The sequence below is a fragment of the Leifsonia sp. T36S-04 genome, from assembly GCF_042465655.1.
GTDB lineage: Bacteria > Actinomycetota > Actinomycetes > Actinomycetales > Microbacteriaceae > Leifsonia.
The window spans coordinates 760,878-782,728 of sequence record NZ_CP146286.1 but is presented as its reverse complement, the minus strand read 5'-3'; the positions used below and the strand labels follow the sequence as shown (position 1 = coordinate 782,728).

The following is a 21,851-nucleotide window of genomic DNA, read 5'->3' as shown; positions in this document are numbered from 1 at the left end:
CGCCGCCGGCTTGTATCGGAGATCCGGATGCGCCGCGCCCGGATTCTCCGACCGGCCGCGGTGCGTCGGAGATTCGGGGGCGATTCTCCGACGAAAGGGTCGGGCAGCGTCGGAGGATCGAACGCGTGGCGTTCGAATCTCCTGCGAGAGTGCCAATAGAAGGAGATTCGGCGCCCATTCTCCGACGATAGGCGTCGCGCGGGGCGCGGGTTCAGGGATGGGGTGGTGCGGGCGGCGCAGGTGGAGGAGTGAACGCGCGCTCGCGCGTGGCCTCCGACGGGGGTCGGGCTCCCGCATCCGGGCGCAACGCGGCCAGGCACACCAGCGCGCAGCCGACGAGGAGCACGGAGACGACGAGCAGGACCGCTGCGGGAGCGGATCCCACCGTCACGGCGACCACGAACGACACCGCCGAGCCCCCGGCCGCACCGAGCGCCACCAGTGCACTCGCCGTCCGGACCGCCCGCTCCGGGGGTGTGGCCGCGAGCGCGGCACCCAGCAGCAGCGCGTAGCCGGGCGCGATGCACAGGACGACCGCGCAGATCAGGAGGGCCGCGCCCAGGCCGTGCCCCGCGAGCGCCGACAGCGCAGCGACCAGCGCGCCCGCGAACATCGCGACGGTCAGGTAGACCCGGGGCCGCACCCCGCGCGCCAGGATCGCGGTGCAGGCGAAGCGTCCCGCCGCCATGAGTGTCCAGAACACCGTGGTCCCCACCGCCGCCCCGCCCGCGGAGACCGCGAACAGCGCCTGCGGAAGCGTGCTCGACCATCCGGCGAGCACGGTCTCGGCTCCCACGAACAGGAGCAGCGCCGCGCCGATCAGCCACACGCGCCCCGCCGGAGCGCTCCGTACCGCAGACGACCGCGCCCCCGACACGGCCGAACCCGACGCCGTCGACCCCGATGCCCCCGCCCACGCCGACCGCGCCCCGACCGCGAGAGCGGCAGCCGCGGCGGGCACCACCGCGACCACGCCGACCGCCACCCCCAGCGCGCCGGCGGGCGCGAACGCGACGACGAGCGGAGCTCCGGCCGCAGCGACCGCTGACGCCGCATTCAGCGCCGTCAGCCGCGCCGGAGTCCCCTCCGCCGAGCGTGCCCGGGACAGCGCGGTCGCGCTCGCCTCGACGAGCCCGAAACCCACCCCCGTCACCGTGGCTCCGACGAACACCGTCGGCACCGACCCCGCGAACGCGACGACCACCAGTCCGGCCGACTGCAGCCCGGCCCCGACCGGGAGCAGCGTCCGCGCACTCCCCCGGCGCGGCACGGCCGTGAGCAGCACACCGGCGAACAGCCCGAGGAACAGCAGCGAGACGCTCGGAAGCAGGTCAGCGGCCGCCTCCCCCAGCCGCTGGGCGAGTCCCGGGATGGCCGCGGGGATCGTCGAGCTGACGGCCCCGAGCGAGACGAATGCCAGGAGCAGAGCGGCGTCCGACCGCCGCTCCGGCCACCCCGCCGCAGGTCGCTCAGGCCCGCGTCGCGTCATCCAGCAGCTCCAGGATGTGCCGGTACGGCTTCCCTGTCGCGCGCGTCATCCCCAGCTCGCACGTGCGGTTCGCGGACGCGTACGCGGCGAACGTCCGGCCGCTCAGCTCGGCCGACTCGGCTCGCGTCGCGGACGCCGTCAGCTCGGGATGCAGCAGCCCGCGGTCGCCCGCGAACGCGCAGCATCCCCAGTCCACCGGCACCACCACGTCATCGCTGATGGCCGAGGCGAGCCGGATCATCGGATCGGTCACGCAGAGGTGCGTCGACGAGCAGGTGGGATGGACGGCGATCGACGCGAGCGGAGCCCGGACCGACAGAGCGGGCAGGATCGTCCGCTCGACGAACTCCACCGCGTCCACCACCGTGAGGCCACTGCCCGCGGCCAGGTTCAGGAAGCCCTCGGTGCACGAGACGCCGTCCGAGATGACCGGCAGCACGCCGCCGCGCGTGGCCTCCGACAGCGCGGGGAGCACGTTCTCGCCCATCGCGTGGTGGCCGGCCGGGTTGCCCTTCGACGTCCACGGCGTCCCGCAGCACATCGACTCGACCCCCTGGGGGATCGTGACGTGCACGCCCGCGCGGTCGCACAGGGCCAGGAACGCGTCGCGCACGCCCTGCGACGACTCCGCCGGCCCGAACATCGACCCGATGCAGGATGGGACGTAGACCGCAACTGCTTCGCTGTCCTCCCGAGGGCGCCGCCTGCTTCCGCCGCGCGGAAGCCCGCCGTCGTAGCGGGGGACGTTGTCCGCACCCAGGATCGCCCGCCCGACATCGGTCGCGGCCGTGACGAGCGGGGCGGGGAGGTGCTTCGCCGTGGTCATCGCCGCGGCACCCACCCGCGTGACCCCACCCCAGTGCTTCGCCGCAGCGTTCCAGCCCGCGGCGACCACGGGGTTGCCGCGCTCCGCCCGGAGGCGCTTGACCAGACTGCCCGTGTCGATCCGCACGGGGCAGGCGGCCTGGCACATGCCGTCCGCCGCGCAGGTGTCGAGCCCGTCGTAGGCGTAGTCGCGGTCCAGCTCTTCGACCAGGGCCAGGTCGCCCGCGAGCCGGGCACGCTCCCGCTCGCGGCGCAGCACGATGCGCTGCCGGGGCGTCACGGTGAGGTCCTTGCTCGGGCAGACCGGCTCGCAGTAGCCGCATTCGACGCAGCGGTCGACTTCGGCCTCGACCGTCGGAGTGAGCTTCAGGTTCCGCAGCGGGCCGTCCGGATCCTCGTCGAGCAGCACGCCGGGGTTGAGCAGCCCGTGGAGATCGGCCAGCTCCTTCACGCGGAGCATCACCCGGTACAACTCGTCTCCGAACTGCCGCCGCACGTAGGGCGCCATGATCCGCCCGGTCCCGTGCTCCGCCTTCAACGTGCCGCCGTGGCGCAGGACGAGCGCGACCATCTCCTCGGTGAACGCGGCGTAGCGCTGCGTCGACTCCGGGTCGTCGAAGCGCTCGGTGAGCATGAAGTGGATGTTGCCGTCCTTGGCATGACCGAAGATCACACTGTCCTCGTAGCCGTGGCGGTCGAACAGCTCGATCAGGCCCTCGCACGTCTCCCGCAGGGCGGCGACCGGGACGGCGATGTCTTCGAGCATCGCTGTGGTCCCCGACGGACGGTTCCCCGCGACAGTGGCGTACAGATCCTTGCGGATGTGCCAGAGGGCATCCCGGCGGCGGGCGTCGCGGGTCAGTATGGCCGGCTGCGCCAGCGGCAGGGTGGCGACCAGGTCGTCCCATGCCGCCAGGCGCGACACTAGCGCCTCGGCGTCCTGCTCCTGGTACTCGACCAGCAGCGCGGCGTGCCGGTCGACGTCGAGCGCGAGCAGTTCGTCGTCCGCGCCCGGGTCGCGCTGGGCCACCCGCAGCGAGGTGGCGTCGAGCAGCTCGACCGTGGCTAGTCCCGAGGCGACGAGCCGTGGCAGAGCGCCGGTCGCGTCCGCGAGAGTCGGGAAGTACAGCATCCCCGTGGCCGTGTGCGACCGAACCGGCAGCGTGCCGAAGGTCGCCTCGGCCACGAAGGCGAGCGTCCCCTCGCTCCCGACGACGAGGTGGAGGAGGATCTCGGCGGCCGAGTCGTGGTCGAGGAACGCGTTGACGCCGTAGCCCATCGTGTTCTTGATCGCGTACTGGCGTCGGATGGTCGCCACCAGCTCCGGATCCGACCGCACCCGGTCGCGCAGCTCGATCAGCCCCTGCCAGAGCGCGGGCGCAGCGGCGCGCAGGCGTTCGTCCGCGTCGGGTGCGGCGGTGTCGAGGACGGTCCCGTCGGCGAGCACCAGGACGGCCGAGTGGATGGTGTTGTACGTGTTGAAGTCGGTGCCGCACGACATCCCGCTGGAGTTGTTCGCGACGACCCCGCCGATCGTGCACGCGGCCTCACTGGCCGGGTCGGGCCCGAGCTTGCGCTGGTGGCGGGCCAGGCGCGCGTTGACCTGCCGCACAGTCGCCCCGGGCTGAACGCGCACCCGCTCTCCGCCCTCCAGCACCTCGATCGCGCGGAAGTTCCGGCGCGTGTCGAGGAGGAGCCCGTCGGTGGACGCCTGGCCCGAGAGGCTCGTCCCTCCCGAGCGGAAGGCGACCGGCGCACCGGCGGCGCCCGCGACCTGGAGCAGCCCGGCCAGGTGATCGGCGTCGCGCACGGTCACCACGCTGAGCGGCGTCATCAGGTAGTGGGAGGCGTCGTGCGCCATCGCCAGGCGATCGATCGCCCGATCGCGCACCGTTCCGGGAGCGAGCCGCTCCAGGCGCTCGGCCAGGTCCGCCGCAGTCGCCACGCGCATCCCCTCTCGTCGTGTCAGGCGTGCGCCCGGTCAGGCGACCGCGAGCGAGGTGCCCGGGATCGCGGCGATGAGCTGGCGGGTGTACTCCTGCTGCGGCGCCTCGAAGATCGCGTCGGGCTCCCCGCTCTCGACGATCTTCCCGGCGCGCATGACGTACACCTGGTGGGCGACCAGCCGCACCACGGCGAGATCGTGGCTGATGAAGAGGTACGACAGGCCGAGGTCGCGCTGCAGCGACACCATCAGGTCGAGGATCTGCTCCTGTACGAGCACGTCCAGCGCGCTGACCGCCTCGTCCATGACGACCAGTTCGGGATTCAGTGCGAGTGCCCGCGCGATGGCCACGCGCTGCCGCTGGCCTCCCGACAACTCGTGCGGGTACCGGTCGGCGAAGGACGCGGGCAGCGCCACCTTGTCGAGGAGGTCGGCGACCGCCTTCGCCCGGGAGGCGGCATCCCCGATCTTGTGGACGCGGAGGGGCTCCGCGACCACCTGCTCGATCGTGTAGCGGGGGTCCAGCGACGCGTACGGGTTCTGGAAGACGGGTTGCACCGCACGGCGGAACTCCAGGAGCCGGCGGCCGGACAGGCGGGACACATCCTCTCCGCGGAACGACACGGTCCCGCCGTCCGGATCCTCGAGCTTCAGGGCGAGCCGCGCGGTCGTCGACTTGCCGGAACCCGACTCGCCCACGATGGCGACCGTCTGACCGCGCGGGATGCGGAGGCTCACGCCGTCGATCGCGAGGAACGGCTCCGACCGTCCGCGGATGCGGTACTTCTTGACCGCATCCGACACCTCCAGCAGGATCTCGGGCTCTGCGCCATCCGCACGGAGCTCGACGACCGGAGCGACCTTCGCGCTGGCCATTCCGGGCGCCGCCGCGAGCAGCCGCTTCGTGTACTCGTGCTGCGGGTGGGCGACGAGCTCTGCCGCAGGTCCCGTCTCGACGATCTCGCCGCGGAACATGACGGCCACGCGGTCGGCCCGCTCGGCGGCGAGCGCCAGGTCGTGCGTGATGAGGAGCACGGCCGCGCCCAGCTCGGACGCGAGTTCGCCCATCTGGTCGAGGACCAGCCGCTGGACGGTCACGTCGAGCGCCGAGGTCGGCTCGTCGGCGAGCAGCACCTCCGGCCGGCAGGCGAGCGCCATCGCGATCAGCACGCGCTGCCGCATGCCGCCGGAGAACTCGTGCGGGTACTGGTTGAAGCGGGCCCGGGCGTCGGTGATGCCGGCGTGCTCCAGCAGCCGGATGGCCTCCTGCTTGGCCGCGTCGCCCTTCGCGACACCGTGCACCTGCAGGGCCTCGACGATCTGCGCGCCGATCTTCATGACCGGGTTGAGGTTCGTCATCGGGTCCTGCGGAACCAGCCCGATGCGGCTGCCCCGGATGGAGGTCATCACCTTCGCGGGAGCGGCGGTGATGTCCAGCTCCCGCAGGCGGATGGTGCCGGACGAGATCCGGCCGTTCTCCGCGAGGAGCCGGTTGACGCAGGCGGCGAGCGTGGACTTTCCGGAGCCCGATTCGCCGACGATCGCCACCGTCTCGCCCGCGGCGACGTCCAGGTCGACGTGCCGGACCGCCTCCACTTCACCCCGCGAGGTCGTGAAGGTGACCGACAGATCCCGGATGCTCAGCACCGGCTCGCGGACCGGATCCTGGTTCTCGCTGTTCATCGTTCCTCGCGTTCGTGGTGAGCGGAGTCGGCTGCCAGAACGTCGGCCGCCGCTTCGAGCAGGATGGATTGGATGGCGTCGCCCGTCACGAGCGGAGGACGCGGTGCCGCCCCAGCCACGGCATCGGCGGGCAGCCCTCCGGTGGTGCCGGCCAACCGCATCGCCGCCCCCGTGACCACCACGTCGGCGTCGAGCGCGAAGCCGAACCAGGTGCCGGTGAAGCCGCTGTGGCCGAGCACGTCGAGCGAGCGCCCGTCGACCGTGATCGTGTTGCGGCGGAAGCCGACGGCCTGCTCCGGGTTGATCGCGTTGGGCCGGCTGAACGCGCGCAGCACCTCGCCCGAGACGAAACCGCCGCCGCGCAGCGCAGCGCCGAGGGCAAGCAGGTCGTCGACGGTCGAGAAGAGCCCTGCGTGGCCGGAGACGCCGCCCAGGGCATGCGCCGCGTTGCCGTCGTTCACCTCGCCGCGGAGGGGCCGGTCGCGCCAGCCGTCGAACTCGTCCGTGCGGAACGGGACCGGGTACGGCGTGCCCGTGGCGACCATCCGGAACTCGTAAGCGTCGCTGTCCGCGCTGGTCACCGCCGACCCGGCCGGCACGGGACCGTAGTCGCTCGTCAGGCCGAGTGGACCGGCCACCAGCGTCCGGTAAGCATCCCGCAGCGGGAGGCCGGTCACCGTCTCGACGATCGCGCCGGCGAGGATCAGCCCGAGGTCGGAGTAGCTCCACGCCGCGCCAGGCGCCGTGGCGAGCGGCACCTCCTGGGCGCGCAGGATCGCGGCGTCGCGGTCGGTGGTCTCCAGGTACAGCGGCCACCAGGGCTGCAACCCCGCAGTATGGGTGAACAGGTGCTCGAGGGTGACGCGATCCTTGTCCCCGCCGGTGAACGCCGGGAGGTGGTCGCGCACGAGGTCGTCGAGGGCGAGTCGGCCCTCCTCGACGAGGCGCATCACGATCACCGTGGTCACAGCGACCTTGGTGACGGACGCGAGATCGAGCAGCAACTCCCTACCCATCGGGACGGCAGCGGTCCCGCCGTCCGCCAGCGCGGCCCATCCGCCGCACTCGACCTGGACGCCGGACGCGGTCCGCACGCCGACGATCGCGCTTGCGGGATGCGCTCCCGGCTCGCCGAGGGACAGCAGACGGTCGACATAGGGTGCAAGGCCGCTCATGCGGAAACCTCCTCGTAGCGTCGGAACTCCACCTGGGGCCACTCCTCCACGCTCTCGCCCTGCGGGAGCGGCGCCCCGGGCGCGGGCGTGAGCCGGCCGAGGACCCGGCCTCCCGCGGCGCCCGTGCAGCTGGGAACGTTGCCCGGAAGCCCGTTCGCGGTGGCCCACCCGATCAGGGCGAACGCGATGGCCTCCTTGTCGTCCGACGGCACGCCGACCGCGTCGCTCGGGCGCACCTCCACCCCGGGCAGCAGCGCGGCGATCCGTCCGAGCAGCACCGGGTTGCGGACGCCGCCGCCCGAGACGACCAGCACTTCCACCCCGGCCGCCCGGATCGCGTCGGCGACCGTGCGCGCCGTCAGCTCGGTCAGTGTGGCGACCAGATCGGCGAGCGGGAGATCGGACGGCGAGCGCTGGAGGTGCTCGTCCACGTACGCGAGGTGGAACAGCTCCTTGCCCGTGCTCTTCGGCGTCGGCAGGCCGTAGTACGGCTCGGCGAGCAGCTGATCCAGGAGGGCGTCATCCACTCGTCCCGCTGCCGCCAGCCGCCCGTCGCGGTCGAAACCGTCCGGCGTCTCGGACGACCGGGTGACGACGGCGTCGATGAGCGCGTTCGCGGGGCCGATGTCCCACGCCACCGGGTCTGCGCCGGGCGCGACCACGGTGACGTTGGAGATGCCGCCGAGGTTGAGCGCGCCCGCGCGGACACCCGAGGCGGCGAACCCCGCGAGCAGGATCGTGTCGAGGATGGGCACCAGCGGGGCACCCTGGCCGCCCGCGGCGATGTCGGCAGCGCGGAGGTCGGAGACGACCGGGAGCCCGGTCGCCTCGGCGATCCACGCCGGCTGGCCGAGCTGCAGCGTCCCCGCCGCCCGGCCGTCGCGGATCCAGTGGAACACGGTCTGGCCGTGCGAGCAGACGAGGTCGACCGGCGCGAACCCGGCGGCCGCGTGCGATGCGAGCGCGGCGCGCGCGGCCTCCCCGAACTCCTGGCCGATCGCCGTGTCCAGCTCGCAGACGACGTCGAAGCCGACCGGCGCCGGAGGGAGCGCCGCCAGCAGCCGCTCGCGCAGTGCGTGCGAGTACGGCGTGGAGGTCGTGTACTCGATCGCCGCGCCGACAGAGCCTCCCGAGGCACCGTCGGTGAAGTCGACGATCGCGATGTCGATGCCGTCGTGCGAGGTGCCGGAGATCATCCCGAGGACGCGCATCAGAGCCCCGCCTTCGGGGCCGCTGCGACGACGGTCCGGAGCACGCCCGCCGCCTGATCGAGGGCGCGCTTCGCGTCCGGGACGCTCATCCCGGTCACGATGGTTGCGATCGCCAGCTTCGCGTTCCAGTCCGCGGCGTCGAGGGCGACCCGCGCCACCTCGTCGTCCGTGCCCGTCGCCAGCGTGACGATCCGCACCGCGCGGCGCACGAGCTTCGCGTTGGTCGCCTTCACGTCGACCATGAGCGTCTTGTACGTCTTGCCGAGCCTGATCATGCTGATCGTGGAGATCATGTTCAGCACCATCTTCGTGGCCGTCCCCGCGCCGAGCCGGGTCGAGCCGGTGACGATCTCCGGCCCCACCGCGATCTCGATCCCATGGCGCGAGATCGCGGAGATCGGGGTGTCGAGGTTGCAGGACAACCCGACCGTGAGCGCGCCGCTCTCGTTGGCGAGGCGCAGCGCGCCCAGCACGTACGGGGTCCGGCCGCTGGAGGCGATGCCGACGACCGTGTCCAGCGGACCCGGTGCCAGGCGCCCCAGGTCGGTGCGGCCGGTCTCCTCGCTGTCCTCAGCGGATTCGATGGAGCTGACGAGTGCGGTCGGTCCCCCGGCGATCAGGCCGAGCACGATGTCCCCGTCGGTGCCGAACGTCGGCGGGATCTCGGAGGCGTCGAGCACTCCCAGCCGGCCGCTCGTTCCGGCGCCCACGTAGATGATCCGGCCGCCCGCGCGCACCCGCTCGGACGTCTCCTCGACCGCCGCGATGATGGTCGGCAGCGCATCCCGGACCGCTCCCGGGATGCGGGCGTCGCGGTCGTTCATGAGGGTGACGAGCTCGGCGACGCTCAGTTCGTCGAGCATCAGGTCGTCGTCGGCCACCGCCTCCGTCATCAGCTCGTCGAGTTCGGCGTCGGGCGAATTGGCGGTCATCAACGGCCTCCGGTCTTGGGGTCGAGCGCGGCGCGCAGGCCGTCGCCGAGAAGGTTCAGTCCGATGACGGCGCAGATCAGCGCCGCGCCCGGGAAGAGCAGCATCCACGGGGCGACGCTCGTGAGCGCCTGGGCCTCGTAGACCATGCCGCCGAGGGATGCCGCGGGCGGCGGTGTGCCGAAGCCGAGGAAGCTCAGCGCGGCCTCGGTCAGGATCGCCCACGACAGCGAGAGGGTGATCTGCACCACCAGGATCCCGCGCATGTTCGGAAGGACGTGGGCGAACAGCGTGGACAGCCTCTTGCGCCCGATGGCCGTCGAGGCCATCACGTAGTCCGTCGACCGCAGCACGAGGACCGGGCCGCGCGCCACCCGCGCGAAGATCGGCATGTAGACGACCGCGATGGCGATCGCCACCGTCAGCCAGCTGCGCTGCAGCGTCGCCGCGAGCGCCAGCGCGAGCAGCAGCGACGGGAAGGCGAAGAGCACATTGGTGACGACGCCGACGATGCGGTCGGTCACGCCGAGGAAGAAGCCGGCCAGCACACCGATCAGCGTGCCGACCACCGCAGCAACGGCCACCGAGACGATCGCAATCAGCAGGGAGTTGGCGAGCCCCGCCGCCACGCGCGAGAACGTGTCGCGCCCGAACTGGTCGGTGCCGAACCAGTGCGCGCCGCTCGGCGGGTTCAGCGACTGTGCGACATCCTGGTGCGCCGGGTTGTAGGGGGTGAGCCCGAAGACCGCCAGCAGCGCGAGCACGATGACGATGCCCATGAGCACCAGCCCGGTGATCCCGGGAACCGAGCGGAAGGCGGAGACCCACGCGTGCGAACGGCGACTCGAGTCGATCGCCACGTCGGGGACGTTGCTCATGCCGGTCGCGGCGCTCATCGGACACGCACCTTCGGGTCGACCACGCGGTACACGATGTCGGTGAGCAGGTTCACCAGCACGAACATCGTGGCGATGATCAGCACCGTGCTCTGCACCACGGCATACTCCTTCTGATTCAGCCCGAGGAGGACCTGGCGGCCGATCCCCGGGATCGCGAAGATCTGCTCGGCCACCAGCGCGCCGCCCAGCAGGAAGCCGAACTGGAGGCCGGTCATCGTGACGACGGGGATGAGCGCGTTGCGCAGCACGTGCCGCACCCGCAGCCGCCGCTCGGGGACGCCCTTGGCCCGCGCCGTCCGGATGTAGTCCTCCGCGCGGATGGAGAGGATGGCCGTCCGCGTGGTCTGGAGGACCGGCGGGGCGATGCTGATGCCCAGCACCAGCGAGGGCAGGAGCATCTGCTGCAGGTTCAGCGACGGATTCTGCAGGAAGGTCTTGTAACCCTCGCCGTTGGGGTACCAGCCGAAGGAGTTCGCCAGCCAGGTCGCCAGCACCGTCGCGAGCAGGAAGGACGGGATGGAGAGCGCCAGCAGGCTCCCGAACTGGGTGACGTTGTCGCCGAAGCGACCCGGCCGGTTCGCGGCGAACACTCCCCCGGGGATGCCGAGGGCGAGGCCGATGACGATCGAGAAGATGGCGAGCTCGATCGTGTTCGGGAGGGCCTGCGCGGTCATCTGCGCGACGCTCTGGTGCGAGGTGAGGTTCAGCCCCAGGTTGCCGGTCAGGACGCCGCCGAGCCAGTCGCAGTACTGGACGATCAGCGGCTTGTCGATGCCGTAGTAGGCCTCGAGCTGACGGATCTGGTCCTGCGAGAGGTCGCCGGCGGCGGTGCCGTAGGCGGCCGTGATCTGGTTTCCGGGGACGACCCGGAGGATGAAGAAGGTGAGGATGGACACTCCGACGAGCGTGAGGAGTGCTTCGCCGATCCGCCGGGTGACGGGATGGCGGACGAGGTGCATGAGCCGGGTCATGGGAGCCCTGGGGTTCGGGCGCCGGGGCGGGCGCTGGGCCCGCCCCGGCGGCGCGGTCAGGAGAGTGTTGCCTTCCACAGCGTGGACACGTCCGCGTCGTAGCGGGCTTCGAAGCCGTTCACGCTCGAGTTGAGCACGATGTACTCCTTCGGTGTGAAGAGCCAGACCCACGCGGCGTTGTCGACGAGCTCCTTGGAGAGCTGGGTGTAGACGGTCTTGCGCTTGGCCGTGTCGGTCGTCGCGATGCCGTCCGCGAACAGCTTGTCCAGCTCCGGCGAGCTGTAGCCGGCCACCTTGTTGTAGGTGCCGCCCGTCGTGAAGTATCGCGCGTACATCGTGTTCGGGTCGGAGCTTCCCGCGTTCTGCGCGATCGCCGCGTCGAAGTCGCCGGCCAGCCACTTCTGCACGTAGGCGTTGGAGTCGAGTGACTGCACGTTGACCTTGATGCCGACCTTGCCGAGCTGCGCCTGAACGTTCTGCGCCTCATCCACGGCCGTCGAGTAGAGGCCCTGCGACGTCATCACGTTGAGCGTGAATCCATCCGGGGTCCCTGCCTTCTGCAGGTACTCCTTGGCCTTCTTCAGGTCCTGCTTTGCGCACGGCTGGGCGTTCGGGTCGGAGTGGTACTCCGGCGACGTGATCGGACCCGTCGCGGTACCGGAGCCGAGGGCGGCCGTGTCGATGACATCCTGACGCGAGATGGCGCACTGGATGGCGAGCCGCGAGTTCACGTTGGAGAGCACCGGCGACGCCGCCCGCAGCTGCAGCACGTGGTACTGCAGCGAGCTGGCCGTCATCGACTTCGTCTTGTTCGAGACCGCCGTCTTCGCCGTCACCGGGTTGTCGAAGATCGCCACGTCGACCGAGCCGGTCTTCAGCGCGGAGACCATGGACTGCTCGTCCGGGATGATCCGGAACTCGACCTTGGCCGCGCCCGGCTTGCCCGCGAAGAAGTCCGGGTTGCGCTCCAGCGAGATGGACTCGTTGGCCACGCGGCCGGCCCACTTGTACGGACCGGAGCCGACCGGTGCGGTCTGCAGAGTCTCCACCGGGACGTCGGACGGGACGATGCCGGTGTTCACGGCGGTGAGGCCGGAGGGGAAGGACGCGTCCGGGTGCTTCAGGTGCACGACCACGCTGGTCGGCGACGGAGCGTCGATGGTGTCGACCGAGGCCAGGTAGGAGCGCGAGCTCGCCTTGTTCACCGGGTCCATGATCTTCTCGTACGTGTACTTCACGTCGGCCGAGTCGAGTGCGGAGCCGTTGCTGAACTTCAGCCCGTCCTTGAGCGTGAACGTGTAGGTCAGCCCGTCGGACGACACCTTCGGCAGCGCCGCCAGGTTCGCGACCGGCGCGTCGTCCTTGTTGGTCGTGAGGAGCGGGCTGTAGATCTGGGACAGCACCTGCACCGACTGCTCGGACGTCGTCGTCCAGGGGATCGTCTGCGTCGGATCGGCGGTGATCCCGAAGACGAGGGTGGCATTCGGATTCGCGGACGCGGTGGGGGAACTGCTGCTGGTGCCGGTGCATCCTGCGAGCAGCATGGATGCGGCGGCGACCGCGGCGCCGGCGACGATCGCCGGGCGTCCGAAGCGGTTGACCTTCATTTCGGGCCTCCTTGGTGGGTGGTGCGCCTGCTGTGAGCGGCGACGTCGGCGACGTTGCCGGGATAAACGCTATGGGAATAATGTTCCTCTTGCGTTTCCAAGTTGTAAATTATTTAGCACGAAGCCGTCCGGAAGTCCAATGACTCGCGGGCCGCTACGGTGAACCTGAACGACCGCGAGGAGACGGCCATGACCGAGGACATCCTGGTTCGACTGCGTCAGGCCCTGCCCAGGCTGCGCCGCAGCGAGCAGCTGATCGCCCAGGAGGCACTGGCCGAGCCCGCAGAGGTCGCCAACCTCAGCATCACCGAACTGGCGGCGCGCTGCGGCACCTCGACGGCGACGGTCGCGCGCTTCTGCCGGAGCGTCGGATTCGACGGCTACCGCGGTTTCTGCCTCGCGCTCGCGCGGGCCGCCGTCGACGAGAGCGGCCGCCGCTTCCACTTCGGCGTCTCCGAGGGCGACATCGACCCCGCCGACTCCACCCGCGACGTCGTCCGCAAGCTCGCCTTCCAGGAGGCCCGCGCCGTCGAGGAGACCGCCGAGATGCTCGACCTCGACGAGGTGGACCGGGTGGTCACCGCCATCATCGACGCACCCAACACCGACGTGTACGGTTCCGCGTCGAGCGGTCTGGCGGCGCAGGATCTCGGCCAGAAACTCCGGCGCATCGGCTACTTCGCGAACGCCTGGACGGATGCGCATCTCGCCCTGACCAGCGCCGCCGTGCTCCGGCCGGGTTCGGTCGCGATCGCCTTCTCGCACTCCGGCGAGACCGAGGAGGCGCTGTCCGCCCTCGAGACAGCGCAGCGGGCGGGAGCCTTCACCGTCGCCGTCACGAATTTCCCCGAATCCCCGCTGGCGCAGCTGGCGGATGCCGTGCTCACGACCGCCTCACGCGAGACGCGCTTCCGGTACGGCGCGATGTCGAGCCGGATGGCGCAGCTGATGATCGTGGACGTGATCTTCATGGGCGTCGCCCAGCGCCGTCCCGAGGGCGTCGCCGACTCGCTCGCCGCCAGCCTCGCGGCTGTGGAGGGGCGTCGTCGGCCGAGGCGCAGCACCACCACCTGAGTCACGGCATTTCGGTCGTCACAGCCCCTTGGCCATCCCGACCTGCGGCTGGCCCCACTCGGGCAGGACCTCCCGCGTGCCGTCGAGCGCCCATCCCGCCCTCTCGTAGAACCCGCGAGACGGCGCATTCTGCTCGAACACCCACAGCCGGGCCGTCACCGCACCGTGCGCCTTCAGCTCGGCCTCCGCTCCCGCGAGCAGGCGCCGCCCGTAGCCGCCGCCCTGCGCGTGCGGCGACACGTACAGTGAGCTGACGTATCCCGAAACCGGATCGGTCAGGCGGTACCCGACGAAGCCGACGAGCGTCCCGCTCTCGTCCTCGGCCGCGAGATACCGGTCGCCGCCGGTGCTCAGCGCCCGCCGCCAGAGGTCCTCGGCGCTCTCGCGGGTCATCCGCTCGACCAACTCCTGCGGCATCGTCTGGCTGTAGCTCAGCTGCCAGCAGTCGAGGAAGACGGTGATGAACGCCTCCACGTCGTCCGGGGTCGCCTCCCGCAGCCCCGCCGGCAGCGTGCGACCGCCGTGTGACCCGTCCGTGTCCGTGAACCGCTGCATTCCACCCGCCTGTCGTTGGTTCCTCGAATGTAGCGGCAGGATGCAGCGATTCGCCAAGCTGCCCCTCCACCGATCCGCCACGGCGAACTAGGGTCGGAGCGTGAAGCGAATGTGGCTGTTCCTCGTGCTCGGCATCGTCCTGATCCTCCTGGGACTGGTGTGGACGCTGCAAGGGTTCAACGTGATCGGCGGCTCGGTCATGAGCGGCTCGTCGCTGTGGGCGACGGTCGGTCCGATCGTGCTGCTGGTCGGGGTGGTGCTGATCGTGGTCGGGATCGTGCGAGGCCGGCGCTCCGGCGCGCGCTGAGCCGGCTTACTGGCGGACGGACCAGTTCATCGACCCCTTGTCGTCCTCCACGGTGACGATGACGGGGTGAGTAGCACCGGTGCTCTCGGTCGCCGTGCACTGGAACGTGCTGCCCACGGTGAGCGGCGGCGACTCCGGACACACCGCTGTGACCGTGCGCTGAGCCTGCGACGCGAACGTGCGGACGATCGAGTTCTCGAGGGCGGCGCGGTCGTAGTGCGGCCCCAGGATCGCCGCCATCAGCACGAAGTGGATGATGAGCGCGGCGATCAACGACACCACGCCGAGGCTGAGCCCCCAGATCGACCGCGTCCGTCCGACGCCGATGCGCCGCGAGCGGCTGATCCCGACGATTCCCCAGATCACCGCGCCGATGCCCGGCAGACCCGGCGCGTAGCCGAGGACCTCGCTCAGGAGCAGGAGGGCGGCGGAGAGGATGCCGAGCGCCAGGGACCAGGCGGCGGCGGAGTTCCTGCCGTGGTAGGCGTCCCAGGACGGGTTGTAGAGGCCGCCGCCATAGGGCGCCTTGCCCAGCGGGGCGACCGGGCTGTACGCGGGTGGGTATGCGGGCTGGTGGATGGGCAGCGGCGCGATCGGCTGGAAGGCGGGCTGCTGCGCGGGTTGCTGTGCGGGCTGGTGCGTGGGTTGCAGCACGAGCTGCTGCGCGGGCTGCGGCGCGACGGGAGCGGGCGGCGCGGCGACCGGTGACCGGTGCCTCCCCTGGGGTGATCCCGCCGAATCGGGCGCGGCCTCGGGCGCGGCCTCGACCTCGCGCGGCCGGGCGTGCTGCGTCCAGGTGGAACCGTCCCACCAGCGCACGCCACCGCCGCCTGCCGGGTCCTCGTACCATCCCGCCACGGGCAGCGCGGCATCGCTCATCGGCTCCCCCAAAGGTGATCTCGCGCCCCGGGCCGGTCCTCCGGAAGCGCCACGAAAGACGTTACCGACGCATGGTCCCGGTCGCCCGCCCCACAACGGGTGGCCCAGCGGCGTGCGACGGCGCTACCGTGAACCATGGCGACCATCCACGACCGCTTCGACGACATCGTGACGACCTTCGTCGGCCGGCCCGGAGTGACACCGCCCGCGACCGGAGGCCCGCGCCGGTTCGGTTCGGACGCCCTTCGCGTCGACGGGTCCGTGTTCTGCATGATCTCCAGCGGCGAGCGCTTCGTCGTCAAACTGCCCGCAGCGCGCGTGCAGGAGCTGATCGCCGCATCCACGGGCGAACCGTTCCAGGCGGGTGAGAAGACTCCGATGCGGCAGTGGCTCGTCGTAACCGCGGACGCGCCCGGGCTGTGGGAGTCGCTGGCCGAGGAGGCGTACGCATTCACCCGCACCGACGGCGCGGCTCCGTCCCGCGCGTAGCCGGCCCTCGCCGTTGTCCGTGGTCGCCGGTACCGTCAGCGCATGGAGTTCCGCATCGACGTCCCGCAACCCGTGCTCGATGACCTGCAGCGTCGGCTGGACGCGGCCATCCTGCCCGAGGCGACGCCCGGCCCAGACTGGTCGAACGGCATCCCGCCGCACGTTCTCGCCGGACTCGTCGAGCGCTGGCGCACCGGCTACGACTGGCGCGCCTTCGAGAGGCGGCTCGACCGGTACGAGCAGCGGATGGTCGACCTCGACGGCTGCGCGGTCCACGTCGTCCGGGCGCCGGCCCGCGACCCGCGCGGCCTGCCGATCGTCCTGACGCACGGCTGGCCGTACTCGTTCGCGTCCATGCTCGACCTGGCCGACCTCCTCTCCGAAGAGCGCGATGTCATCGTTCCGTCGCTCCCCGGCTACGGCTACTCGGCCGTGCTGCCCGAGCCGTTCTCGTCTTCCGGTGTTGCGCACCGCTGGAACGCCCTGATGACCGGCGAGTTCGGCTACGACCTGTACCTGACCTACGGCGAGGATGTGGGAGCCGGCGTCAGCGACTGGCTCGCGGGCGAGCATCCCGAGTCCGTCGCCGGTATCGTCGCATCGCACGCGTCGTTCTCGGCGCGCTCGCGCCCCGGCGTCGAGCTGACCGAGGAGGAGCGGGACTTCCTGCGTCACGTCGCCGACCCGCAGGAGTCGGGCTACGCGCACGAGCAGGGCACCCGTCCCGACACTCTCGCGGCCGCCCTGATCGACTCCCCCAGCGGCCTGCTCGCCTGGATCGCCGAGAAGGTGGCTGCCTGGAGCGACGGCGACGGCCTCGACCACTTCGCGGTGGATGACGTGCTCACCAACGTCGCGCTGTACTGGGTGACGCGGTCGATCGGCACGAGCTTCCGTCCGTACCGGGAATCGCCCGACGGCGACGAGCTCCACCCGATCGTCGAGGTGCCCGCGTCCATCCTCATCCAGCGTCACGAGGCCGCCTACCCCCGCTCGCTCGCCGAGAAGAGCTACGCCGACATCCGCGCCTTCGCCCGCCTCGACCGCGGCGGCCACTACACCGCCTGGGAGGCACCGGCCGCGGTCGCGGCCGCGGTGCGCGACCTGGAGGCGAGCATCCGGGGCTGAGCCGCACATAAGTTACGGCTGGACGATCCAGGTTCGCTCGGGCGGCGTCGGCGGCTGATGCGGGAGGCGCACTCCACCGTCTCGGACATACCTGGCTCGGGCGGCATCGAGACTTTCGCTGCCATTCGGACCGCCGCGCACGACGTGGCTATCGTGATCGTCCTGGCCGTCGTCCTCCCACCAGCACTCGCCGCAGATCTCGTACCCGGCGCGCTCCTTCAGGGTGAGGTGCCCGCAACACGGACAGGAGTAGAGGCGATCAGACGCCGGCGCGTACACATTCTCGAACGAGACGTACCAGTGGAACCACGCGAGTCGTCCCGCCACCACTTCGTCATCGCTGAGCGATGGGTCGTCGTTGGGTCCGCGGACGACGCCTCCGGGCTCGGCCTTCGCGCGCCTCTTCACGGGCGCAAGCATAGCCGCGGTCGCACAGTGCGGCCCAGCGGCGTACGCACCCGGAAAAACTCGGTAGCGACGAATCCTCAGCTCGCTGGCATCCTGTTGGGTGACGGATCAACCGGCGGCTGACCGCCATCCACACCTCTACAGATACGCCCGAATGAAGGGATCCGTCATGGATGCGCTTCCGATCGTCTACTGCCGTGGTTACGCGGGCCCGACCAGTCAGATCGACGTGACCGTGGATGACCCGTTCTACGGCTTCAACGAGGGCGCCACCCATACGCGCGTGGACGGCGACGGCGACCCGCGCTTCTACCAGTTCGAGGGCCCGCTGCTGCGGCTGATCGGTGAGCACGACTACCGGCTGCTGGTCCGGGGGAGCCAGACCGAGCTGCTGGCCGACGCCGACGACGCCAGTCTCGACCCCAAGACCATCTGGGTCAGCCGCTTCTACGACGTCGCGGCCACCACCTTCCGCCCCGCCGACGATGACGAGCACGAGAACCCGGTCGAGCGGTTCTTCGACCGCATCACGCACGGCATCCACGACCACGTAACGGCCGATGGATTCGACATCGAGCGGGCCGCGACCGAGCTCTACACACTCATCACCTCGGTGGTCGACAAGACGGCAGGGCATCCCAAGGTCAACCTGGTCGCGCATTCGATGGGCGGCCTCGTGGCGCGGTGCATGATCCAGAAGATCTGCGGGACCCCGGATGCCGCTGGCAAGCCCCGGCGGAACGCAACGGATATCGTCGCGCGCCTCTTCACCTATGCGACCCCGCACGGCGGCATCAACTTCACGAGCGGTGTCCTCAACTGGGCGATGGAGACCTTCGGCCCGGCCGGAGCCGACATCTTCTCCCCGCCGAAGATGTACGGCTACCTCACCAAGGGCGCTACCTTCGGTGACACCCCGCCGGCGAACCTCACGCCGCCGTGGGACCCGCGGGTGATCCCGAAGGACGTCTTCGACACCGACAACGTCTTCTGCCTGATCGGGACCGACCAGAAGGATTACGGCATCTCGAAGGACCTCGTCGGCCCGCAGAGCGACGGTCTCGTCCAGATCCAGAACGCCTACGTGAAGAACGCGCACCGGGCCTTCGTGTACAAGTCGCATTCCGGGCGCTACGGCGAGGTGAACTCCGAGGAGGGCTACCAGAACCTGCAGCGTTTCCTGTTCGGAACGTGGGCGGTGAAGGTGGAGTTGTCCGGCATGCCGAAGACGGACGAGCTCAGCAACGGCGTCGCCTGGCAGGCCGACATGCAGCTCGCCATCCGCGGCCTGTCGGTGCTCATGACCGAGCAGACGGCGGCCCACTACTCCCCCATCCAGCTGAACGAGGTGGCCGAGCCCAAAGTCGCGGACAGCATCAACACTCCCGTCCCGCTGGTCGGCACCTTCCTGCTGAAGAAGGAGCCGCCCGACGACCTCGCCCCCACCCTCGTCACCGCGAACGGCGACGGCACGACGCCCGCCGACCCCACTCCTGCATTCATGTCGACGGATGCGACCACCGACGAGCTCTCGCGCTACGCGTTGAGCCTGAAGGTCTACCAGGTCGCGACCACCCGCAGGACCGGCGCCTTCGATTTCAGCAACAACCTCGAACAGGTCGGAGACTGGAGCGACGTGCTCATCGTCGACGTCGGCCGTCCGCGCCCGGGCGCCCCCTTCGGCGTGTGGACCGGCTGGAACAGCCAGTTCGACGGTCCCATCGCCGCCCGGGCGCAGATGCCGGATCCACTGGATCTGCCCCAACAGGCGGACACCGGCGCTCGCGTGGGCCGCGTCCCGCTCCCGAAGGGCGCACTGACGCTGCCGATCTTCGACGACGGAACGAACCTGCTGATCACGATCACGGAGCGGGCGTAAGGAGCAAACGCATGGCTGAGGGAACCAAAGAGGACCCCTGGGAGCTGACCACCGCCCCCGGCACGTCCCAGTATCAGATGTACATCGACGGCGACGAGCTGGTCTGCCAGGTCGGATCGACCCAGCTCAAGTACCAGGCCCGCGCGATCGACGACCTCCACGCCTGGCTCGTCGAGCAGGGCGATTGGGTGCCCCTCGGAGCGGCCGACGAACAGAAGCCGGCCGCGGAAGGAACCGTGGAGGCGTGGGGCCGCTCGGAGACGAACCCGGTCGGCGGCTGGTACGGGCTGCGGAAGGGATACCGCGGGCGGTTCGGGATGTACCTGCCGCCGCTGCTGGAGAAGCTGGGCCGGGTGGAGCTGACGCACGAGGCACGGAACAACCGGGTGCGGGCGGTGTGACTGGCGAACACTTGATGCGCACGACTAACTGTCCCTGGTCGGTCGACGCACGTCTGTGGGAGTTTGACTCGGGGGCGAGTTGTTGCGGCATCGAGTCGGACCGGCTCACCGTCACCACTGCTGCCGTAATCTTCTTCCCGAGTCGGCGCTAGACGTTCACCATTCGCCGGCGCGCATCCACGCACGGGCTATGCCCGGCCCTCCTGACAAGCGCACGATGGCATCGTGACAGACCTCGATCGCACCCTCATCCTGCTGCGGCACGCCAAGTCGGATTGGTCCGGACCTGAACCGGACATCGACAGGCCGCTGGCCGGGCGCGGCCACGCTCAGGCCCCACTCGCCGGGCGATGGCTCGCGGCCCACGTGGACAGCATCGATCTCGCGATTGTGTCGCCCGCCCGCCGTGCCCGCGAGACCTGGGCCCTCGTCTCCGCTCAGTTCGCAGCTCCGCCTCCCACGCGGTTCGACGACCGGGTGTATGCAGCGTCCGCGGATCGGCTTCTGGGCATCGTGCGTGACGTGCCGGATGCCGTCCACACTGTGCTCCTGTTAGGCCACAATCCGGGCATGGAGCAGCTAGCCTCGCGTCTCGGCGATGACGATGTGATCATGCGCACGTCTGGGATCGCCGTGATCGACGTCACAGGACCATGGCTCGGACTCGACACGGCGTCAGCGGTGCTCCGCGCCTCCGGACGTGCGGAGAATGACGACCTGAGGTAACCCGAACTGGGGTACAAATCGTGTCCTCGTTAATGAGGACATTTTGCCCGGGCGAGCGTAGCGTTTTGTAAGTGAGCAACGCTCACTTAACGCTCCCTCTTCGTCGGAGCCGGACGAAGCACTCCCCCCGGGCGTGCGGAAACGGTCATCATGACTGCACACGCTGGACACGCGCATCCCCACTGGGGCGGCCCCGGTCGCGGAGCCCCGCGGCCGTCCGCCGCCCGCCCCGGCGACGTCCGGGCGCGCCGTCGGCACTCGAGGCTGTTCGTGGTGATCGCCTCCACGATCGCCGTCATCCTCCTTACAGTCAGCGCGGTCGTGGTCAGCGGGCTGGTCTACGCGGGGAACGTCGCCGCGAAGTTCGACTCCTCGGTCACGCACATCCAGCGCGCCTTCCCTCCCGCCGCCACACGCCCGGCGGCGCTGCACACGAACGCGATGAACATCCTGGTGCTGGGTTCCGACTCGCGCGGCGACCCGACGACGGTGGACGCAACCGGTGTGTCCAACCAGCGATCCGACACGATGATGCTCGTCCACATCGACGCCGATCGGAAGGACGTCTACGTGATGTCGATCATGCGCGATCTGTGGGTGCCGATCCCCGGCAACGGGACCGCGAAGATCAACGCCGCACTCGCCTGGGGAGGCACACCGCTGGCCATTCAGACCGTCGAGCAACTGCTGGGGACCAGGATCGACCACGTCGCCATCATCGACTTCCAGGGACTCAAGGCCATGACGACAGCGCTCGGCGGCGTGGATGTGGATAGCCCGGTGGCGTTCACGACCGTCAAGTCGCCGCACTACGTCTTCAGCAAGGGACTCAACCATCTCGACGGGGACCAGGCGCTGGCCTTCGCGCGCGAGCGCTACGCGTTCCCCACGGCCGACTACCAGCGGGTCGCCGATCAGCAGGCTCTGGTGAAGGGCCTCATCGACAAGCTGACGCAAGGGTCGACCCTGGCCGATCCGGGAAAGGTCACGGCTTTCGCCGGCGCACTAGGGTCCCACCTCAGCGTCGACCGCCAATTCGATCTGCCGACGATCCTCGCGCTCGCGGCGAGCATGAGGCTGGCAGGCGCGTCGAGCATCCACACCTTCACGATGCCGACCGCCGGCACCGGAACCTCCGCCGACGGACAGTCGATCGTCAATCTCGATCAGTCCTCGCTCCCGGCGCTGCAAGCTGCGCTCGCTCAGGATGCCCTCGGCGCATTCGTCGCCGACCACTGACCCGCAGACGTCGCTCCCGATCGCGGTCTGAC

20 protein-coding genes are annotated in these 21,851 nt (G+C 70.3%); 8 read left to right on the top strand and 12 right to left on the bottom strand.

Features of this window, described 5'->3' with window-relative positions; all coding sequences use genetic code 11:
* Positions 1 to 211: 211 nt before the first annotated feature.
* The 9 genes from P3F85_RS03870 to P3F85_RS03830 form a co-directional block, all read right to left on the bottom strand.
* Complete coding sequence (locus P3F85_RS03870; RefSeq protein ID WP_374009936.1) at positions 212 to 1,489, bottom strand: sugar MFS transporter; 1,278 nt, start codon at positions 1,487 to 1,489, stop codon at positions 212 to 214.
* Complete coding sequence (locus P3F85_RS03865; protein ID WP_374010988.1) at positions 1,470 to 4,175, bottom strand: FAD-binding and (Fe-S)-binding domain-containing protein; 2,706 nt, start codon at positions 4,173 to 4,175, stop codon at positions 1,470 to 1,472. Before P3F85_RS03865 ends, P3F85_RS03870 begins: the two co-directional genes overlap by 20 nt.
* Positions 4,176 to 4,295: 120 nt before the next feature.
* The gene (locus P3F85_RS03860; protein ID WP_374009935.1) at positions 4,296 to 5,942 is read right to left on the bottom strand and encodes an ABC transporter ATP-binding protein; all 1,647 of its coding nucleotides are present in this window, start codon (positions 5,940 to 5,942) and stop codon (positions 4,296 to 4,298) included.
* Entirely contained in the window at positions 5,939 to 7,117 is a 1,179-nt protein-coding gene (locus P3F85_RS03855; protein ID WP_374009934.1) for a serine hydrolase domain-containing protein, read from the bottom strand. Before P3F85_RS03855 ends, P3F85_RS03860 begins: the two co-directional genes overlap by 4 nt.
* On the bottom strand, positions 7,114 to 8,328 hold the full coding sequence (locus tag P3F85_RS03850; protein WP_374009933.1) for an anhydro-N-acetylmuramic acid kinase: 1,215 nt from the start codon (positions 8,326 to 8,328) through the stop codon (positions 7,114 to 7,116). The genes P3F85_RS03855 and P3F85_RS03850 overlap by 4 nt, the downstream gene beginning before the upstream one ends.
* Positions 8,328 to 9,260, bottom strand: a complete 933-nt coding sequence (murQ, locus tag P3F85_RS03845; protein WP_374009932.1) for an N-acetylmuramic acid 6-phosphate etherase — start codon at positions 9,258 to 9,260, stop codon at positions 8,328 to 8,330. The genes P3F85_RS03850 and murQ overlap by 1 nt, the downstream gene beginning before the upstream one ends.
* On the bottom strand, positions 9,260 to 10,153 hold the full coding sequence (locus P3F85_RS03840; RefSeq protein ID WP_374009931.1) for an ABC transporter permease: 894 nt from the start codon (positions 10,151 to 10,153) through the stop codon (positions 9,260 to 9,262). The genes murQ and P3F85_RS03840 overlap by 1 nt, the downstream gene beginning before the upstream one ends.
* The gene (locus tag P3F85_RS03835) at positions 10,150 to 11,127 is read right to left on the bottom strand and encodes an ABC transporter permease (RefSeq protein ID WP_374009930.1); all 978 of its coding nucleotides are present in this window, start codon (positions 11,125 to 11,127) and stop codon (positions 10,150 to 10,152) included. Before P3F85_RS03835 ends, P3F85_RS03840 begins: the two co-directional genes overlap by 4 nt.
* 56 nt (positions 11,128 to 11,183) lie before the next feature.
* Positions 11,184 to 12,734 (bottom strand): ABC transporter substrate-binding protein, encoded by a 1,551-nt coding sequence (locus tag P3F85_RS03830; protein WP_374009929.1) that lies wholly within the window; start codon positions 12,732 to 12,734, stop codon positions 11,184 to 11,186.
* Between the two features lie 189 nt (positions 12,735 to 12,923).
* On the opposite strand from P3F85_RS03830, the gene P3F85_RS03825 reads away from it, so the two are divergent.
* Positions 12,924 to 13,808, top strand: coding sequence for a MurR/RpiR family transcriptional regulator (locus P3F85_RS03825; protein WP_374009928.1), 885 nt, complete (start codon positions 12,924 to 12,926; stop codon positions 13,806 to 13,808).
* An 18-nt stretch (positions 13,809 to 13,826) separates the two neighbouring features.
* On the opposite strand, the gene P3F85_RS03820 is transcribed toward P3F85_RS03825, so the two are convergent.
* Positions 13,827 to 14,363 (bottom strand): N-acetyltransferase family protein, encoded by a 537-nt coding sequence (locus tag P3F85_RS03820; RefSeq protein WP_374009927.1) that lies wholly within the window; start codon positions 14,361 to 14,363, stop codon positions 13,827 to 13,829.
* Positions 14,364 to 14,472: 109 nt separating this feature from the next.
* Here P3F85_RS03820 and P3F85_RS03815 point away from each other — a divergent pair, with 109 nt between their 5' ends.
* Positions 14,473 to 14,670, top strand: coding sequence for a hypothetical protein (locus P3F85_RS03815; protein ID WP_374010987.1), 198 nt, complete (start codon positions 14,473 to 14,475; stop codon positions 14,668 to 14,670).
* Positions 14,671 to 14,676: 6 nt separating this feature from the next.
* On the opposite strand, the gene P3F85_RS03810 is transcribed toward P3F85_RS03815, so the two are convergent.
* On the bottom strand, positions 14,677 to 15,549 hold the full coding sequence (locus tag P3F85_RS03810) for a DUF2510 domain-containing protein (RefSeq protein ID WP_374009926.1): 873 nt from the start codon (positions 15,547 to 15,549) through the stop codon (positions 14,677 to 14,679).
* Between the two features lie 135 nt (positions 15,550 to 15,684).
* Here P3F85_RS03810 and P3F85_RS03805 point away from each other — a divergent pair, with 135 nt between their 5' ends.
* Both P3F85_RS03805 and P3F85_RS03800 read left to right on the top strand, forming a co-directional pair.
* Complete coding sequence (locus P3F85_RS03805; protein ID WP_374009925.1) at positions 15,685 to 16,038, top strand: hypothetical protein; 354 nt, start codon at positions 15,685 to 15,687, stop codon at positions 16,036 to 16,038.
* 42 nt (positions 16,039 to 16,080) lie between these two features.
* The gene (locus P3F85_RS03800) at positions 16,081 to 17,166 is read left to right on the top strand and encodes an epoxide hydrolase family protein (protein ID WP_374009924.1); all 1,086 of its coding nucleotides are present in this window, start codon (positions 16,081 to 16,083) and stop codon (positions 17,164 to 17,166) included.
* A gap of 12 nt (positions 17,167 to 17,178) precedes the next feature.
* Here the strand turns inward: P3F85_RS03800 and P3F85_RS03795 are convergent, their stop codons facing one another.
* The gene (locus P3F85_RS03795; protein ID WP_374009923.1) at positions 17,179 to 17,574 is read right to left on the bottom strand and encodes a CPCC family cysteine-rich protein; all 396 of its coding nucleotides are present in this window, start codon (positions 17,572 to 17,574) and stop codon (positions 17,179 to 17,181) included.
* 169 nt (positions 17,575 to 17,743) lie between these two features.
* On the opposite strand from P3F85_RS03795, the gene P3F85_RS03790 reads away from it, so the two are divergent.
* The 4 genes from P3F85_RS03790 to P3F85_RS03775 all read left to right on the top strand — a co-directional run bounded on the left by P3F85_RS03790 (position 17,744) and on the right by P3F85_RS03775 (position 21,819).
* Positions 17,744 to 19,453: an esterase/lipase family protein gene (locus tag P3F85_RS03790; RefSeq protein WP_374009922.1), complete on the top strand. Its 1,710-nt coding sequence runs from the start codon at positions 17,744 to 17,746 to the stop codon at positions 19,451 to 19,453.
* Positions 19,454 to 19,464: 11 nt separating this feature from the next.
* A complete protein-coding gene (locus P3F85_RS03785) occupies positions 19,465 to 19,854 on the top strand; it encodes a DUF6855 family protein (RefSeq protein WP_374009921.1) in 390 nt (129 codons plus the stop codon).
* A gap of 225 nt (positions 19,855 to 20,079) precedes the next feature.
* Positions 20,080 to 20,580, top strand: coding sequence for a histidine phosphatase family protein (locus tag P3F85_RS03780; RefSeq protein WP_374009920.1), 501 nt, complete (start codon positions 20,080 to 20,082; stop codon positions 20,578 to 20,580).
* Between the two features lie 150 nt (positions 20,581 to 20,730).
* Entirely contained in the window at positions 20,731 to 21,819 is a 1,089-nt protein-coding gene (locus P3F85_RS03775) for an LCP family protein (protein WP_374009919.1), read from the top strand.
* The last annotated feature ends 32 nt before the right edge of the window (positions 21,820 to 21,851 follow it).